The sequence below is a fragment of the Sphingomonas sp. M1-B02 genome, from assembly GCF_026167525.1.
Classification (GTDB): Bacteria; Pseudomonadota; Alphaproteobacteria; order Sphingomonadales; family Sphingomonadaceae; genus Sphingomonas.
This window is the reverse complement of sequence record NZ_CP110679.1, coordinates 510,411-526,893: the sequence shown is the minus strand read 5'-3', so window position 1 is coordinate 526,893 and position 16,483 is coordinate 510,411. Positions and strand designations below refer to the sequence as shown.

The window sequence follows — 16,483 nt, the reverse complement described above, 5'->3', positions numbered from 1 at the left end:
CGAGGTTGCGGTATGGAGCTCGCCCCGTCAAGCACTCCTCTTGCACTTTGGCAGGCCAGCGCGTCCGCCGCCTCTCCCCGCCGCAATCGGTTGCGTAACCGCCCGGCCTCCCCATCTCCCGCCCAACCGCATCGGAGACTTCCATGATCGAGCTTTACTACTGGCCCACGCCCAACGGCCACAAAATCACGCTTTTCCTCGAGGAAGCCGGGCTCGACTACGAAATCCACCCCGTCAACATCGGCAAGGGCGAGCAGTTCGATCCCGCCTTCCTCAAGTTCAGCCCGAACAACCGCATGCCGGCGATCATCGATCGCGCCCCCGCCGATGGCGGCGAGCCGATCAGCGTGTTCGAAAGCGGCGCGATCCTGGTCTATCTTGCCAACAAGAGCGGCAAGTTCTTCGGCCCTGAACTGCGCGCCAAGACCGAGCAGCTCGAATGGCTGATGTGGCAGGTCGGCGGGCTCGGGCCGATGGCCGGCCAGAACGGCCATTTCAACATCTACGCGCCCGAGAAGATCGACTATGCCATCGATCGCTACGTCAACGAGACCAATCGGCTCTACGGCGTGCTCGATCGGCGGCTCGAGGGGCGCGATTTCATCGCCGGCGCCTATTCGATCGCCGATATGGCCGCCTATCCCTGGATCGTCCCGCACGAGAATCATAAGCAGGATCTGGGCGACTTCCCCAATCTCAAGCGCTGGTTCGAGAGCATCACCGCCCGCCCCGCCACGGTCCGCGCCTATGAGAAAGGCCGCGAGATCCAGGCGACCACTTCGCCGATGACCGGCGAGCAGCGCAAGATCCTGTTCGGCCAGACCGCGAAGGGCTCGGCGAACTGACGGTTCACCGCTTTCGAATTTCGCGTATGGAGCCTGCATGACTCCGATCGCCGAAATCCTCGCCGCCCGCACCCCCCTCGAGATGGGCTTCGAGACCAGCATCCCGGCCGACTGGCTGCAGGGCCGGACGGCCTATGGCGGCCTGTCCGCCGCGATCGCGCTCCAGGCCGCCCTCGAACTGGAGCCCGACCTCCCGCCGCTGCGCTCCGCGCAGGTGGCCTTCATCGGTCCGCTCGCCGGGCGCGTGCGGATCACCGCCACGCGCCTGCGCCGCGGCCGCAACGCCGCCTTCCTTCAGGCGGACGTCACCTCCGACGCGGGCCTCGGCCTGCGCGCCACCTTCGTCTTCATGGCCGCCTTGCCCTCGGCAATCGTCCATGACGAGGCCCCCCGCGGCGCCGTCACGCCGCCCGCCGCGGATGCCGAACTCTACACCGGCCCCGGCAATTTCTTCACCGGCAACTTCAACTTCCTCGATCCCAAGCTCGCGCTTGCGCCTGCCGAATGGCTCCGTTGGGTCCGGCTGCGCGACCGCAATGAACTTCACCCGATGGTCGAGCTGATGGCGATCGGCGACGCGCTGCCGCCGGGCGCGTTCAAGCTGGCCAAGCCCAACACTCCGCTCAGCTCGCTCAACTGGCAGATCAATTTCCTCGACGCGGAGCCCGCGACTCAGGACGGCTGGTGGCTGCTCCACGCTCGAGCCGATTCGGCGCGCGCCGGCTACAGCAGCCAGCGCATGACGATCTGGAACGCCGCCGGCGCGCCGGTGGCCGAGGCGATGCAAGGAGTCGCGATCTTCGGCTGAACCGCGACAATTTGCGACAATTTGGCGTCTTCATGACAAATGCCTGCGACAGCCCTGGACCAGAAGGGACATCAGCCGCGAATGATCGCGGACCCGCACAGGAGTATCGCGTAATGAAGAAGACCCTGATCGCCGGCCTGCTCGGCGCCTCGCTGCTCGGCGGCGCCGCCGTTGCCGGACCGCAGACCACTCCGCCGCCTGCCCCGATGACAAAGGCCGATGCCAACAAGGACGGCGTCGTCACCCGCGCCGAGGCGATGGCGCATGCCGAAGCCCGTTTCGCAATGGCCGATACCGACAGGAACGGCCAGCTCAGCGCCGAGGAGCGCAAGGCGATGCGCGGCAAGCACGGGGCCCGCGGCGCCGGCAAGGGCGGCCACGGCAAGATGCACGCCGGCATGATGGAACGGTTCGACGCCGACAAGGATGGCACGCTCAGCCCCGCCGAGCGCCAGGCCGCGCAGGCAGCCCGGCAGGGCAATCGCGGCGAGATGCGCGCGAAGATGCTCGAGCGCTTCGACACCGACAAGGACGGCAAGCTGAGCCCGACCGAGCGCGAGGCAGCCCGCGAAGCCCGCAAGGCAATGCGCGGCACCATGCCGACCCCGCCGACCAACTGAGTCGGCGGCGACTGCCCGGGCCGGTCTCCCCTCCCGGCCCGGGCACTTCCATCCCCCAGCGGAGTTGCTACGCTTCCCCATGACCGAAACCCCGCACCTCCTCCTCGTCGACGACGAACGCTCGATCCGCGAGCCGCTCGCGCAATATCTCACCAAGCAGGGGTTCCGCGTCACCCAGGCCGGCGACGCCGAGGGCGCCCGCGCGCGCATGTCGGCCTATGCGATCGATCTGGTGATCCTCGACATCATGATGCCGGGCGAGGACGGCCTCAGCCTGTGCCGCCACATCCGCGAGACCAGCGAGATCCCGGTGATCCTGCTCACCGCGCGCAGCGAGGAGACCGATCGAATCGTCGGGCTGGAAATGGGCGCCGACGATTATGTCGTGAAGCCCTTCTCGCCGCGCGAGCTAGCCGCGCGGATCAAGGTGATCCTGCGCCGCATGGTCGCCGGCGGATCGCGCCAGTCCGCCCCGGAAACCGGCAGCTTCGCCTTTGCCGGCTGGGTGCTCAAGACCGGCGAGCGCGCGCTGGTCGATCGCGAAGGCGTCTCGGTGCCCTTGTCGACCGGCGAGTATAACCTCCTCCACGCGCTGGTAACGCGCCCCCGCGCGGTCCTCACCCGCGATCAGTTGCTGGATCTGACACAGGGCCGCGAGGCCGCCGCCTTCGATCGCGCGATCGACAATCAGATCAGCCGCCTGCGCAAGAAAATCGAGCCCGATCCCAAGACACCCAATCTGATCAAGACCGTGTGGGGAGGCGGTTACACGCTCGCCGCCGAAGTCACCCGGCTGTGACGACGTCGTGACACGCTCCCTCCCCAAGAGCCTCGCCGGCCAGATGGCGCTGCTGATCGCGATCGCGCTATTCGCGGCGCAGGCGCTCAACTTCGGCCTCGCGCTGCGGGCCAGCGCCGAATATCGCCTCGCGCAGGCGACCCGCCCGGCGGTCACCCGCCTCGTCGATGCGCTCGAGCGCGAAACCCGCACCCGCTCGCTCCAGCCCGATCGCGGCCGCGTCCGCCGGGTCGCCGTCAATCCCATTCCCGCCGGGCTCGAACGCCGCCCCGAAGTTGCTGCCGAACTCCGTCGCCAGCTTGCTGAGGTCGGCATCGCCGCCGCGCGGATCGACACCGGCATTCGCGCCAATCCCGAGGCCGAACCCGATGCACGCGGGTTCCGACGCGGCCCCGCGACGTCGCTGATGATCGCGATCGAACAGCCCGGACGGGGCTGGCTGACGGTGAATTCTGGCTGGCCGCGCCCGGACCGGCGACTCTTCGTCAACCTGACGATACAGACGCTGATCCTCTATGCGATCATCCTGCTGCCGGTGATGTGGATCGTCCGCCGCATCTCGCGTCCGCTACGCTCGCTGGCCGATGCGGCGCGCGATTTCCGCCCCGGCGAGGGCACCGAACCGCTAGAGGAGCGGGGCCCCAGCGACGTTCGCGCCGTGGTGGGCGCCTATAATACGCTCAGCCTGCGGGTGAATGCGATGCTCGACGAGAAGGATCGCATGCTCGGCGCGATCGGCCACGATCTGCGCACCCCGCTCGCCGCGCTGCGAGTCCGCATCGAATCGGTCGAGGACGACGATGATCGCGCACGGATGGCCGATACGATCGACGAAATGAACCGCACGCTCGACGATATCCTGTCGCTGGCCCGGTTGGGCCGGCCCAGCGAGCCGCCGACCGACGTCGACCTGTCGGCGCTGATCGACGCGGTGGTAGAGGATTTCCGCGATCTCGACGCCGATGTCAGCTTCGAGGAAGCGCCGCGCCTCAAGATGCGGATGCGCCCCTCGCTGATGCGCCGCGCGCTGCGCAACCTGATCGAGAATGCCGTCAAATATGGCGGCGGCGCCACCGAGGTCCGGCTGATCCCCGGCGAGCGCAGCGTGGCGATCGAAGTGGCAGATCGCGGCCCCGGAATCCCGCCCGACAAGCTCGCTGCGGTCTTCGCGCCTTTCACCAGGCTCGAAACCTCGCGCAACCGCGAAACCGGCGGCATCGGCCTGGGCCTGGCACTAGCCAAGGCGATCGTCGGCGATGCGGGGGGCGATATTGTACTGGCCAACCGCGCAGGCGGCGGGTTGACCGCAACGATCACTTTGCCACGCGGCTAGGTGCTAAGTCCGCAATTGCGCATCGCTGCCGTTATCGTCATGTGCGCGGCCAGGTTGACGCGCTGATCCTCGATCGTAGCAATGCTGTCTTGCAGCGTCGCGATCATCTCCATCAAGGTCGCCGAAGACGCCTGCGGCAATTCGCCCTCGTCTTGCGAACGCTGACTATAGATGTCGAGTGCGACGCCGACCTCGTCGACCAGCCGCTTGATCTTCGCGAGATCGAGACGTTCGGGCCAGGGTCCCTCATGGTCCGCTTTGACCGGGATGAGTTCGTCGAGATGGGTGCGCACCGCATTGCGCAGATCGCTGGCGATCTCGATCAGCGCGCGCTGGCACGCGGCCATGCTGGGATTGTGCGTTGCCGGCACCGCCCTCGATTTGCCTTGTGCTATCGTCAGACGCGCCAGCAATAGCGCCAGGAACGCTTGCCAGCTTCGCTCGAGCCCCTGAACCTGGCGTGTGAAGAACGCCGCGGCGTCATCGAATGCCGGCAGCTCGCGCTGCGCCATCGCGGCGCGCTCGTCCAGCAGACCGCCCAGTTCGCGTGCCTTGCCCAGGGCAATCAGCACATCGTCGGGTACCCCATGCCACACCGCGGCGAAATGTTGGCGCAACAGGGCGGTATCGCTGATCCGGCGCTCAACCTCCGTCAACGCATCCAGCGTTTCGCGCAGCGCCGCTTTCTGGGCCTGCAGCCTTTTGTCGCCCCGAAAACTACCGAAGACCATGCGCTCTCTCCGTAGACAGGCGCATCGTGGCAGGCGACGCTTAAAATCCGGTAGCCTGGGCCCCGATACGAAAAGAGCCGGGGCATGCGCCCCGGCTCCTTCGGCATCGCCAGGCGACGATATCAGCCGACAATCTCTTCCGGCTTGAAGAAATAAGCGATCTCGATCGCCGCATTCTCGTCGCTGTCCGAACCATGGACCGAATTCGCCTCGATCGATTCCGCCAGTTCCTTGCGGATCGTGCCGGGCTCGGCGTTGGCGGGGTTGGTCGCGCCCATGATGTCGCGGTTGCGCTGCATCGCATTCTCGCCTTCGAGAACCTGCACGACCACCGGGCCGGAGATCATGAAGTCGACGAGCTCGCCGAAAAAGGGCCGCTCCTTGTGGACGGCATAGAAGCCTTCGGCCTGCTCGCGGGTCATCTGGATGCGCTTGGAAGCGACGACGCGCAGGCCGCCATCCTCCAGCATCTTGGTAACGGCGCCGGTGAGGTTGCGGCGCGTGGCATCGGGCTTGATGATCGAGAAAGTACGGGTCGCGGCCATGGCCTGCGGCTCCTATATTGGGGTTGGGAAAAGTCGCGGCTCTCTAGTCCTCGCGGTCGCCCGATGCAAGCCGGACACAATCTCCGCACCCCTATCCCCATTCCGAACGGGCATGACCGCGCGCGGTCTCGATCATTGCGAGAGCCGAGTGCCCGCCTTACGGTCGTGCCCAAGCAAATTCGGAGTGACCATGCGCCGCCTCATCCTGCTCGCCGCCTTCCTCCTCGCCGCCCCCGCCGCCGCCCAGCCGCTCACCGCCGACCAGACCGCCCAGGTCGACAAGCTCGTCGCAGACGCGCTCACCGCCACTCAGGTCCCTTCAGCCTCGATCGCGATCGTCCGCGACGGCAAGATCGTCTACGCCAAGGCCTATGGAGACCAGGGCCCGAACATCGCCGCCCCCACCTCCGACGCGCGCTACCAGGTCGCCTCGATCTCCAAGCAATTCACCGCCGCCGCGCTCCTCCTGCTCGAGGATGAAGGCAAGCTCAGCCTCGACGATACGATCGGCAAATATCTCCCCGGCGTCTCGGGCGGCGCCACCATCACTATCCGCCAGTTGCTCAGCCACACCGCCGGCCTCCAGGATTATTGGCCGCAGGATTACAGCTTCGCCGCGATGGAGCAGCCCGCGACCCCGCAGGCGATTGTCGATCGCTGGGCCAAGAAGCCGCTCGATTTCGTCCCCGGCACCGCCTGGCAATATTCGAACACCGGCTACACGATCGCCGGCATGATCCTCGAAAAGGTCGCCGGCGAGCCGATCCTGGCCTATCTCGACCGCAAGCTGTTCAAGCCGCTCGGCATCCGCCCGATCGATCAGGATCTCGCGGTCGGCAAGGGTTCGGTCACCGGCTATCGCCGCAACGCGCTCGGCCCGGTGCGCCCTGTCATTGTCCCCGGCGCGGACTGGATGTTCGCCACCGGCGAATTGGCGATGTCGGCCACCGATCTCGCCAAGTGGAACATCGCCCGGATCGAGCGCAAACTGCTCCCCGCCGAGGATTGGGTCGAGCAGGAACGGATGATCAAGCTCGCCGACGGCAGCCCGGCAAATTACGGCCTCGGCGTCACGCTCGGCCAGCGCGGCGACTATAAGCAGGTCAGCCATGGTGGCGCCGCGGTCGGCTTCCTCAGCCAGAATATCGTTATCCCCGACGCCCGCCTCGCGGTCGTCTCGCTGGTCAACGGCGATTTCGGAAACGCCCATTCGAGCATCGCCAGCGGCATCGTCAACCTGCTGCTGCCGGCCGCGGCGCTATCCGGCGACGAGGCCCATCGCGCCACCCTCGCGCGCAATTTCTACGCCGCGCTCCAGAAGGGCGAGCCCGATCGCCGCCTGCTCACCGACAATGCGGCATATTATTTCAATGCCGAAACCGTCCGTGATTATCGCGACAGCCTCGCCCCGCTCGGCGCCCCGACCAGCTTCGAGCCGCTGGGCACGCCCAAGCTGCGCGGCGGCTTCGTCAACCGCAACTATCGGATCAGCTATCCGGGGCGCTCGCTGATCCTGGTCACGTATGCCGATCCGGGGCGCGACGGGAAGTTCGAGCAATATTTCATCACCCCGGCGGGTTGAGCATGCTCCGTCCGATGTTCGTCGCCGGCCTCGCCTGGCTGGCCCTGACCAGCGCCGCCCCCGCCTCCGACGCCCGCGTCGAGCGGGTGGATCCGCTTACGGTCGACGACGACGATTTCGCCCGTCATCGCGATCCCGCCGACTGGCGGGGGCTCGCGGTCACCCGCATCGAGTTTCGCGAGGAGCGCGCCGCCTGGCGGCTGTGGCGGATCGCCAACCTCCGCCAGCGCAAGGGGCCCCTGTGGTTCGTGCCGCATGACAATGAGAATGCCGGCTTCGAAGCGGCATTGGTGGCGGTGCGCAAATATGGCGGCACGATCATCGCCGTCGACGCGGGGGTCGCCGACGGCACCGACGGCGTCCGCATGAACCGGGCGATCGACTATGGCCGCCCCGTCGATCCCAACCGCAATTTCGATTCGGCACTGCCCGGCTACGCCCGTCGCATCCTCGCCGATCTTTCCCCCGGCATGCCGATCATTGCGCTCCACACCAACGGCCGCGGCTTCGACACTGCGGATTCGCGCTGCAACCAGTCCGATCCGCCCGGCAATGGCGTGATCTCGATCCGCTATTGCGACGATACGCTCACCCCCAGCCCCTCGCAGGCCCGCGCCTGGCCGTGGGACGACGACGATACCGTCGCCTTCGCCCCCTATCGCACCGGCACCAACCGCGCCGACGCCTATTGCGCCAGGCAGATGGTCGCCGCCGACTTCAACGTCGTGTTCGAACGCATCGTCACCAGCGATCGCTCTCTCTCCAATTATGCGGTGCTGCACGGGCTGGACTATCTCAACTTCGAGACGCTCGAGCGCGGCGTGGAGCCGGCGGGCCTCGCCGAAGCACGCAAGCGCCTCGTCCATATCATCGATCGCGCGCTGGCGATGTGTGCGCCCCGAGTTGTGCGGCTTCCTCCGCGCTAGGGCTGTCGCCCGCCGGCGGCGATAGCTCCGCTACATCCACGCAAAGCAAGCTTCGGTTGCCCGCCGCGGGGTGCGGGCCCATTTCGCTGGCATGGTTTCGCTGCTCGATCCTTCCGCCCGCGGGCGCCTCATCCTCGTCGGCGCCGGCCCCGGCGATCCCGGTCTGCTCACCGTGCGCGCGGCCGAAGCGCTCAAACAGGCCGACGTCCTGGTCCATGACGGGCTGGTCGATCCGCGCGTGCTCGATCTCGCTCCGCAGGCGCATCGCATCTCGGTGGCAAAGCAGCGTGCGCGCCACACCTTGCCGCAGGAATCGATCAACGCGCTCATCGTCGCGCATGTGAAGACCGGCGCGATCGTAGTGCGGCTGAAGGGCGGCGATCCCTTTATCTTCGGCCGCGGCGGCGAGGAAGTCGAAGCCGCGCGCGAGGCCGGCATCCGTGTCGAGGTCATCCCTGGCATCTCCGCCGCACTGGGCGCCGCTGCAGAGGCGATGCTCCCCCTCACCCACCGCGACTGGTCGAGCGCGGTCAGCTTCGTGGCTGGGCAGTGCAAGGGGCTGTCGGAGCAGGATTGGTCCGGCCTCGCCGGCAAGGGGCGCACCCTTGTCATCTATATGGGCGTCGCAACCTGCCCGGAGATCAGCGAGAAATTGATGAACGACGGCGTGGCGCCCGACATGCCCGTCGCGGTGCTGGAGCGTGGGACGCTCAAAGGCAGCCGTGCGCTGCGCACCTTGCTCGCCGATCTCGGCCCGATGGTCGAGCGCGAGAAGGTGCTGAGCCCCGCGATCATCGTCGTCGGCGAAGTCGTGATGCTCGCCGACGCGCAGGACAAGCTCGCCCACTGGGCCAAGGCGGCGGAGGCGCTCGCATGAAATTGCTTACCGGAAACGATCTGGGCACCGGAGACGTGACCTGGTGGACCGGCACCGGCTGGTCGCGCCACGTCGCGGACGCGGTCGATGTCGCCGACCAGGGCGAGGCGATCGCCCATGCCGAGGAAGGCGCGCGCCGCGTCAACGCCCCCTATGTCATTGACGCGACCCTGACGCCCGAAGGCCCGCGCCCCGCCCACATCAAGGATCGCATCCGCGCCTTGGGTCCGACGGTGCGCATGGACCTGACGCTCAAGCCGGCGGACCCTGCTGCGGGAAGCTGGGTGATATGAACTCCGCGCAACGACGCCGCGACGCGAGTGAAGGGCTGCTGACGCAGCCGGGCGAAACCTCTCTGAGCTCTCTGCGCCCCTGCGCGAACCATTCTTCTTCCGTCGCGTCGTCGCGTCGTCGCGCGAACAAATTTCCTGGGCCCAACGCCAATGTATAAATATGACCACTACGACCAGTCGATCGTCGACGCCCGCGTCGAGGAGTTCCGCGATCAGGTGAACCGCCGCCTCGCCGGCCAGATCACCGAAGACCAGTTCAAGCCGCTGCGGCTCATGAACGGGCTCTATTTGCAGCTGCACGCGTACATGCTGCGCGTCGCCATCCCCTATGGCACGCTCGACAGCCGGCAGATGCGCATGCTCGCCACGATCGCGCGCAAATATGACCGCGACTACGCCCATTTCACCACGCGCCAGAACGTCCAGTATAATTGGATCAAGCTCGCCGACGCGCCCGATATCCTGGCCGATCTCGCCACCGTCGAGATGCACGCCATCCAGACCAGCGGGAACTGCATCCGCAACATCAGTTCCGACCAGTTCGCCGGCGCCGCCGCCGACGAGATCGCCGATCCGCGCCCCTGGGCCGAATTGCTCCGCCAATGGAGCAGCTTCCACCCCGAATTCAGCTATCTGCCGCGCAAGTTCAAGATCGCAGTGATCGCCGCCGACGAGGATCGCGCGGCGATGCGCCTCCACGATATCGGCATTCAGATCGTGGAGCAGGATGGCGCGCTCGGTGCCAAGGTCTTCGTCGGCGGCGGCATGGGCCGCACGCCGATGGTCGCCCCCGAGATCAAGGACTTCGTGCCGATCGAAGACCTGCTCAGCTATGTCGAGGCGTGCCTGCGCGTCTACAATCGCTACGGCCGCCGCGACAATATCTACAAGGCCCGCATCAAGATTTTGGTCCACGAGATCGGTGCGGACGACTATCGTCGTCAGGTCGAGGATGAGTTCGTGGCGGTCAAGAAGCTCGGCATCGATCCGCCCAAGGCCGAGTTCGACCGTATCTCGGCCTTCTTCGCCCCGCCCGCCTTCGAGACGGCCCTTCCGGATGAGGTCGATCGCAGCGACCCGGATTTCGCGGTCTGGCTCGACCAGAATGTCAGCGCCCACAAGGCGCCGGGCTATGCCGTCGTCACGATCAGCCTCAAGCCGCAAGGCGGCATCCCCGGCGACGCGTCCTCCGCGCAGATCGATCTGATGGCCGACCTCGCCCAAAAGCACAGCTTCGACGAACTGCGCGTCACCCACGCCCAGAACATCGTCCTGCCGCATGTGCGCAAGATCGATCTCTACACCCTCTGGCAGCAACTCGCCGAGAACGGCCTCGCCGAGGCCAATCTCGACCTGATCAGCGACATCATCGCCTGCCCCGGGCTCGATTATTGCAGCCTCGCCAACGCCCGCTCGATCCCCGTCGCGCAGAAGATCCACGCCCGCTTCGCCGATCTCGGCCGCCAGCGCGAGCTGGGTGAACTCAAGCTCAAGATCAGCGGCTGCATCAATGCCTGCGGCCACCATCATGCCGGCCACATCGGCATCCTCGGCGTGGACCGCAAAGGCACCGAGAATTATCAGCTGCTGCTCGGCGGCTCGGGCGCGGAGGATGTCAGCCTCGCCAAGATCACCGGCCCCGGCTTCAGCGAGGACGGCATCGTCGACGCCGTCGAAACCGCGACCAACGTCTATCTGGCACAGCGCACCGAGGGCGAGCGCTTCCTCGATACCTATCGCCGCATCGGCATGGAGCCGTTCAAGGAGGCGCTTTATGGTTGATCTTCGCTTCCGCGACGACGTTCCGCACGAAGAGCCCGCCGTGACGCTCGACTCCTTCCTGGGCCAGTCGAACGCCACTGCCGTCCGCCTCGAATCGAGCGAGGATGCACGCGAGCTGCTTCCCTATCTCGATCGGCTGGCGCTGGTCGAAGTCAGCTTCCCCAAGTTTCGCGACGGGCGCGGCTATTCGTCGGGCCGCATCCTGCGCGAGGCGGGCTATACCGGCGAGCTCCGCGCACAGGGCGACGTGCTGGTCGATCAGATCCCGCTGATGCGCCGCTGCGGCTTCGACAGTTTCGCGCCCGAGTCCGAGATCGACGAGGCTACCCTGTCGGCCGCACTCGCGCGCTACGAACATGTCTATCAACCCGCAGCCGACGGCGCGGTGCCGGTCTGGAAGCTCCGACATGGCTGAGCTTGCCCGGAAAATCGATCGGCTCGATCTGACGACGCGCTTCACCGAACATGAGGCGATTCGCCTCAACAACATGTTCCGCGGCACCAGCGCCGAGGAGATGCTGCGCACCGTCCTGACCGAACAGATGGTCGGCGATGTCGCGATCGTATCGTCGTTCGGCGCCGAATCGGCCGCGCTGCTCCATCTGGTCAGCTCGATCGACAGGAATATCCCGGTGCTCTTCCTCGATACCGGGCGTCACTTTCCCGAGACCTTGCTCTATCGCGATGCGCTGGCGGAGCGGCTGGGTCTCACGAACCTGCAGATCCTGCATCCGGACGCCGAAGTCCTTGCCGCGCGCGACGCCAACCGGTTGCGTTGGTCGTTCGATCCCGACGGCTGCTGCGAGATCCGGAAAGTCGAGCCGCTCGCCCGCGGCCTTGCCGGCCTCGACGCGACGATCACCGGACGCAAGGCCTTCCAGGCCTCGACCCGCAACGCCCTTCCCCGCTTCGAACTCGATACGTCCGATGCGATCGGCCGGCTCAAGATCAATCCTCTGGCGGACTGGACCCGCGCCGATCTCGACGCCTATTTCCTGAAGCATGAGCTGCCGGTCCACCCGCTGGTGGCGCAGGGCTATCCGTCGATCGGCTGCGCGCCCTGCACGAGCAGCGTGAAACCGGGCGAAGACCCCCGCGCCGGACGCTGGCGCGGCTGGGACAAGACCGAGTGCGGCATCCACACTCCGATCGAGGACAACGACCCCAACCTCCCGGTTTTCTGAGCTTCGCCGCGGTCAGTAGCCCGGTGCGAGATCACTGAACTTGGTGAACTGGCGGTCGAAGCGCAGATCGACATGGCCCGTGGCACCGTGGCGCTGCTTGGCGATGATCACCGTCGCCTTGTTTGCGACGCGCAACTGCTCTTCCTGCCAGGTCTGGTATTTCGCGATATCGTCGGCCGAGGAATTGCCGTCGGGCGCCTTGGGCGCCTTGAAATCATGATAATATTCGTCGCGATAGACGAACATCACGATGTCCGCATCCTGCTCGATCGATCCCGACTCGCGCAGATCGGATAGCTGCGGACGCTTGTCCTCGCGACTTTCGACCTGCCGGCTGAGCTGGGAGAGCGCCAGCACCGGCACGTTGAGTTCCTTGGCCAGCGTCTTGAGCCCGCGGCTGATCTCCGAAATCTCCTGTACGCGCCCGTCGCCCGAGGCCTTCGCCGAGCCGGTCAGCAGCTGGAGATAGTCGACCACGACCATCCCGATCTTGTGCTGCCGCTTGAGCCGCCGGGCTCGCGTGCGCAGCGCCGCGATCGTCAGACCCGGCGTGTCGTCGATGAACAAGGGCAGCGATTCCAGATCGCCCGCCGCCCGCGCGAACTTCATGAATTCGCTCGATGAAATATTGCCGGTGCGCAGCTTCTCGGAGACGATCTCCGATTGCTCGGAGAGAATACGGGTCGCCAGCTGGTCGGACGACATTTCGAGGCTGAAGAACACCACCGGCGCGCCGATCGACTTGTCCTCGCTGATCCCCGCTTCCTTGTCGTCCACCCAGCGCTTGGCGGCGTTGAAGGCGATGTTGGTAGCGAGCGAGGTCTTGCCCATGCCCGGGCGCCCGGCGAGGATGATCAGGTCCGAACGGTTCATGCCGCCGGTCATCGCGTTGAGATCGGCAAGCCCCGACGTGATCCCCGAGACGCTTCCCCCGGAGTTCATCGCCCGTTCGGCCTGCTTCACCGCGAGCGCGGCGGCTCGCGTGAAGCTGCGCGCGCCGGTCTCCTCGCCGCCCTTCTCGGCCACCTCGTAAAGCTTGAGTTCGGCCTGCTCGATCTGCTTGGAAGGATTGATGTCCTTGCTGGTGTCGAGCGCCTCCTCGACCAGCTCGCGCCCCACCATCACCAGCGCACGCAACATCGCCAGATCATAGACCTGGTCCGCAAATGCCTTGGCGCCGATCAGGCTTGCCGGATTGCCGGTGAGCTGGGCCAGATAGGCCGGCCCGCCCAATTCCTTCATCGCCGGGTCCGCGGCGAACAGCGGTCGCAGCGTCACCGGGGTCGCCAGCCTATTGTCACCGACCAGCATCGAGATCGCTTCGTAGATACGGCCGTGCAGCGGCTCGAAAAAATGCTCCGGGCGCAGCCGCTGGAGCGCGTCTTCCGCGACTCGGTTGTCGATCATCATCGCGCCCAGCAAGGCCGCCTCGGCCTCGACATTCTGGGGCAGGCTCACGCCTTCGGGCGCCTCTGGGGCAGGAAACGGTATCGGTTGAGCCATCGTCTCTCTTTGCCGATGCCGGCCGGCGCGGCAACCGGGCAGCTTGTGGAAAACGGGGAATGCCCCCAAAGCATCGCCGAATGAGCGATCCAAGGATCATCAGCGTCACGCTGGACGAGCGCACCATCCTGTGGCGCTCGGCCGACGTCGAGCAGGAAAGGCGGATCGCCATCTTCGACCTGCTCGAAGACAATCATTTCGCGCCGCAGCGCCAGCACGCCGACGGCTATGCCGGACCCTACAAGCTGCACCTGCGCGTCGAGGAAGGCAGGCTGGCGCTCGAGATCCATCGAGCGGACGGCGCGCCGCTGGAGACGCTCGTGTTGGGCCTCGCGCGCTTCCGCCGCCCGATCCGCGACTATTTCGCGATCTGCGACAGCTATTACCAGGCGATTCGCAACGCGACGCCGCAGCAGATCGAGACGGTGGACATGGCCCGGCGCGGCATTCACAACGAGGCCGCCGAACTGCTCAAGGAGCGGCTGGAGGGCAAGATCGATGTCGATTTCGACACCGCCCGCCGGCTCTTCACCTTGCTCTGCGTACTCCACATCAAGGGATGATGATGCCGAACGACTCGGACCCCAAGGCGCTGATCGAGGCGGCACGCGTAGCAGCCGGCAACGCCTATGCACCCTATTCGAACTTCGCAGTGGGCGCCGCGGTCCAGCTCACCGACGGCAGCATCGTGACGGGCGCCAATTTCGAGAATGCCAGCTACGGCCTCTCGCTCTGCGCTGAGACCGTCGCGCTAGCCACGTTGAACGCACAGGGACGCTTGCGGGACGTCGTTGCGATCGGCGTCGTCGGCGGGATGATCGGCGATCATGGCGCCACCGGCACAGCCCCGGTCAGCCCCTGCGGGCGCTGCCGCCAGATCATCAACGAGGCCGCCCAGCTCGGCAAGCGCGACATCGCGATCTTCTGCGCTGGCGCCGAGGGCGATGCGATCGTCGAATATCGCCTCTCCGATTTGTTGCCCGCTGCCTTCGGTCCCGCCGATCTGGGACTCGCCTGACCGCCGCCGAGCGCTTAAGCCTTTGCCGGAAATCTGGGAGCATTGATGTCCATCCTGTCCGACCGCTGGATCCGCGAGCAAGCGCGCGAGCATCAAATGATCGAGCCCTTCGTCGAGGCTCAGCGCCGCGAGGGCTGCATCAGCTACGGCCTCTCATCCTACGGATATGACGCCCGCGTTGCCGACGAGTTCAAGATCTTCACCAACATCGACAGCGCGGTGGTCGACCCGAAGGACTTCTCGGCGAACAGCTTCGTCGATCGCAAGACCGATGTCTGCATCATCCCCCCCAACAGCTTCGCATTGGCGCGAACGGTCGAGTATTTCCGGGTCCCGCGCGACGTTCTGGTGATCTGCCTGGGCAAGTCGACCTATGCGCGCTGCGGGATCATCGTGAACGTGACCCCGCTCGAGCCCGAATGGGAGGGCCATGTCACGCTCGAATTCTCGAACACGACGCCGCTCCCGGCGAAGATCTACGCCAATGAGGGCGCGTGCCAGTTCCTTTTTCTCAAGGGCAACGAGCCCTGCGAGACTAGCTATGCCGATCGCGCCGGCAAATATATGGGCCAACGGGGTGTGACCCTGCCTCGCTTGTGACGGCAGGAGCGCCTGGCTCAACGCCTCGGGCGACCCCGTGAAATCAAGCTGCGACGGCGCTCCATGCGCGCCGTTCCAGGATTGTCAGGCTCGCCGAATCACCGCGCGCTGAACTGCACCGCGTCCAGCCGTCCCATCCCTCTGCGCGCCACGGCGTGCGAGCTGGCAGTGCGTTGGGCCGAAAGGTCCATCAGCACTTCGTTCTGAGAAAGCACGCGCGTGTAGAGGGTGCGCGCCTCCGCCACACGGCCGGTCCTGGCATATACCGCGGCGAGATTGAGCAGTAGCTCAGGGCGATCCGGGTGTATCCGCAGCTCGCTGGTCAGTTGCGACTCGGCCTGCCCGTAAGAGCCCTGCGAGATGTAGCTGCTGGCAGCACGATCCTGGGCCATGGCGGGGAGCGCTGCGATCAGCGGCGCGGCGAGGGCGATGAAGCACATACGCATCGGCGTCTCCTAAAGGTTCGGATCACGATGACGATCTCGTGACTCTCGGATGACACTAATGTGACACTTCTGCGACGCTACTGCAATCCTCTGCATGCAAAGAAAAAGGCGGCCCCGGAGGACCGCCTTTTGAAGATCGAACCGCGCCGAAGCGCCGTCGTTAGAAGTCGCCGCGATACTGCTCGTTGCCGACAAAACCCAGCTTGGTCACGTTGGCGCGCTTGATGATCGCAAGCACCCGATCGACGACGTCGTAGCGCGCGTTGGGATCGGGCTGGAAGTGCAGCTCCGGCTCCGGGCTACGCGCGATCGATGCGTCCAGATACTGGCGCAGCGTCACGTCGTTGATCGGCACGCTGTTCCAGAACACCTGGCCCTGCGCGTCGATATAGACCTTGTTCTTCTCCGGCTCGACCGGCGGGGCGTTCTGCGGGCTGTTCTGCGGCAGATCGACCTTCACGGCGTGAGTCTGGATCGGAATGGTGATGATGAACATGATGAGGAGCACGAGCATGACGTCGATCAACGGCGTCGTGTTCATTTCCATCATCGGCTCGCCGTCTTCGCGGCCTGCGCTCATTGCCATTTACA

Annotated in this window: 20 protein-coding genes; 15 read left to right on the top strand and 5 right to left on the bottom strand. The window is 65.9% G+C overall.

Annotated features, from left to right (window positions below; genetic code table 11):
* The first annotated feature begins 143 nt into the window (after positions 1-143).
* The 5 genes from OKW87_RS02605 (at position 144) to OKW87_RS02585 (ending at position 4,405) form a co-directional block, all read left to right on the top strand.
* On the top strand, positions 144-845 hold the full coding sequence (locus tag OKW87_RS02605) for a glutathione binding-like protein (protein ID WP_265542088.1): 702 nt from the start codon (positions 144-146) through the stop codon (positions 843-845).
* Between the two features lie 37 nt (positions 846-882).
* Positions 883-1,653 carry a thioesterase family protein gene (locus tag OKW87_RS02600; protein WP_265542087.1) on the top strand — a complete coding sequence of 257 codons (771 nt, stop codon included), beginning with the start codon at positions 883-885 and terminating at the stop codon, positions 1,651-1,653.
* 113 nt (positions 1,654-1,766) lie between these two features.
* On the top strand, positions 1,767-2,273 hold the full coding sequence (locus OKW87_RS02595; RefSeq protein WP_265542086.1) for an EF-hand domain-containing protein: 507 nt from the start codon (positions 1,767-1,769) through the stop codon (positions 2,271-2,273).
* Positions 2,274-2,352: 79 nt separating this feature from the next.
* Positions 2,353-3,072: a response regulator gene (locus tag OKW87_RS02590; protein ID WP_265542085.1), complete on the top strand. Its 720-nt coding sequence runs from the start codon at positions 2,353-2,355 to the stop codon at positions 3,070-3,072.
* A 43-nt stretch (positions 3,073-3,115) separates the two neighbouring features.
* Complete coding sequence (locus OKW87_RS02585; protein ID WP_265543961.1) at positions 3,116-4,405, top strand: ATP-binding protein; 1,290 nt, start codon at positions 3,116-3,118, stop codon at positions 4,403-4,405.
* Here the strand turns inward: OKW87_RS02585 and OKW87_RS02580 are convergent.
* Complete coding sequence (locus tag OKW87_RS02580; protein WP_265542083.1) at positions 4,402-5,136, bottom strand: hypothetical protein; 735 nt, start codon at positions 5,134-5,136, stop codon at positions 4,402-4,404. The two genes, OKW87_RS02585 and OKW87_RS02580, sit on opposite strands and share 4 nt — an antisense overlap.
* Before the next feature lie 122 nt (positions 5,137-5,258).
* Positions 5,259-5,681, bottom strand: coding sequence for a nucleoside-diphosphate kinase (gene ndk, locus OKW87_RS02575; RefSeq protein WP_265542082.1), 423 nt, complete (start codon positions 5,679-5,681; stop codon positions 5,259-5,261).
* Positions 5,682-5,871: 190 nt separating this feature from the next.
* Between ndk and OKW87_RS02570 the strand changes: the two genes are divergently transcribed.
* From OKW87_RS02570 to OKW87_RS02540, 7 genes are all read left to right on the top strand, one after another.
* Positions 5,872-7,263, top strand: a complete 1,392-nt coding sequence (locus OKW87_RS02570; protein WP_265542080.1) for a serine hydrolase domain-containing protein — start codon at positions 5,872-5,874, stop codon at positions 7,261-7,263.
* 2 nt (positions 7,264-7,265) lie between these two features.
* Positions 7,266-8,189 carry a hypothetical protein gene (locus OKW87_RS02565; RefSeq protein ID WP_265542079.1) on the top strand — a complete coding sequence of 308 codons (924 nt, stop codon included), beginning with the start codon at positions 7,266-7,268 and terminating at the stop codon, positions 8,187-8,189.
* A gap of 91 nt (positions 8,190-8,280) precedes the next feature.
* Positions 8,281-9,066 carry a uroporphyrinogen-III C-methyltransferase gene (cobA, locus tag OKW87_RS02560; protein ID WP_265542077.1) on the top strand — a complete coding sequence of 262 codons (786 nt, stop codon included), beginning with the start codon at positions 8,281-8,283 and terminating at the stop codon, positions 9,064-9,066.
* Entirely contained in the window at positions 9,063-9,359 is a 297-nt protein-coding gene (locus OKW87_RS02555) for a DUF2849 domain-containing protein (RefSeq protein WP_265542075.1), read from the top strand. Before cobA ends, OKW87_RS02555 begins: the two co-directional genes overlap by 4 nt.
* A gap of 150 nt (positions 9,360-9,509) precedes the next feature.
* Positions 9,510-11,141, top strand: coding sequence for a nitrite/sulfite reductase (locus tag OKW87_RS02550; protein WP_265542074.1), 1,632 nt, complete (start codon positions 9,510-9,512; stop codon positions 11,139-11,141).
* Complete coding sequence (locus OKW87_RS02545) at positions 11,134-11,556, top strand: DUF934 domain-containing protein (protein ID WP_265542073.1); 423 nt, start codon at positions 11,134-11,136, stop codon at positions 11,554-11,556. Before OKW87_RS02550 ends, OKW87_RS02545 begins: the two co-directional genes overlap by 8 nt.
* Complete coding sequence (locus OKW87_RS02540) at positions 11,549-12,325, top strand: phosphoadenylyl-sulfate reductase (RefSeq protein WP_265542071.1); 777 nt, start codon at positions 11,549-11,551, stop codon at positions 12,323-12,325. The genes OKW87_RS02545 and OKW87_RS02540 overlap by 8 nt, the downstream gene beginning before the upstream one ends.
* 12 nt (positions 12,326-12,337) lie before the next feature.
* Here OKW87_RS02540 and OKW87_RS02535 read toward each other — a convergent pair whose 3' ends face one another.
* Positions 12,338-13,828: a replicative DNA helicase gene (locus OKW87_RS02535; protein WP_265542068.1), complete on the bottom strand. Its 1,491-nt coding sequence runs from the start codon at positions 13,826-13,828 to the stop codon at positions 12,338-12,340.
* 80 nt (positions 13,829-13,908) lie between these two features.
* On the opposite strand from OKW87_RS02535, the gene OKW87_RS02530 reads away from it, so the two are divergent.
* From OKW87_RS02530 to dcd, 3 genes are read left to right on the top strand one after another with little or no spacing between them, the layout of a single operon-like run.
* Entirely contained in the window at positions 13,909-14,391 is a 483-nt protein-coding gene (locus tag OKW87_RS02530; RefSeq protein ID WP_265542066.1) for a UPF0262 family protein, read from the top strand.
* Positions 14,391-14,846 (top strand): cytidine deaminase, encoded by a 456-nt coding sequence (locus tag OKW87_RS02525; protein ID WP_265542064.1) that lies wholly within the window; start codon positions 14,391-14,393, stop codon positions 14,844-14,846. Before OKW87_RS02530 ends, OKW87_RS02525 begins: the two co-directional genes overlap by 1 nt.
* Before the next feature lie 45 nt (positions 14,847-14,891).
* Positions 14,892-15,446 (top strand): dCTP deaminase, encoded by a 555-nt coding sequence (gene dcd / locus OKW87_RS02520; protein ID WP_265542062.1) that lies wholly within the window; start codon positions 14,892-14,894, stop codon positions 15,444-15,446.
* 98 nt (positions 15,447-15,544) lie between these two features.
* Here dcd and OKW87_RS02515 read toward each other — a convergent pair whose 3' ends face one another.
* Both OKW87_RS02515 and OKW87_RS02510 read right to left on the bottom strand, forming a co-directional pair.
* On the bottom strand, positions 15,545-15,892 hold the full coding sequence (locus tag OKW87_RS02515) for a tetratricopeptide repeat protein (protein ID WP_265542060.1): 348 nt from the start codon (positions 15,890-15,892) through the stop codon (positions 15,545-15,547).
* Between the two features lie 160 nt (positions 15,893-16,052).
* Positions 16,053-16,478, bottom strand: coding sequence for an ExbD/TolR family protein (locus tag OKW87_RS02510; RefSeq protein ID WP_265542058.1), 426 nt, complete (start codon positions 16,476-16,478; stop codon positions 16,053-16,055).
* Positions 16,479-16,483: the final 5 nt, after the last annotated feature.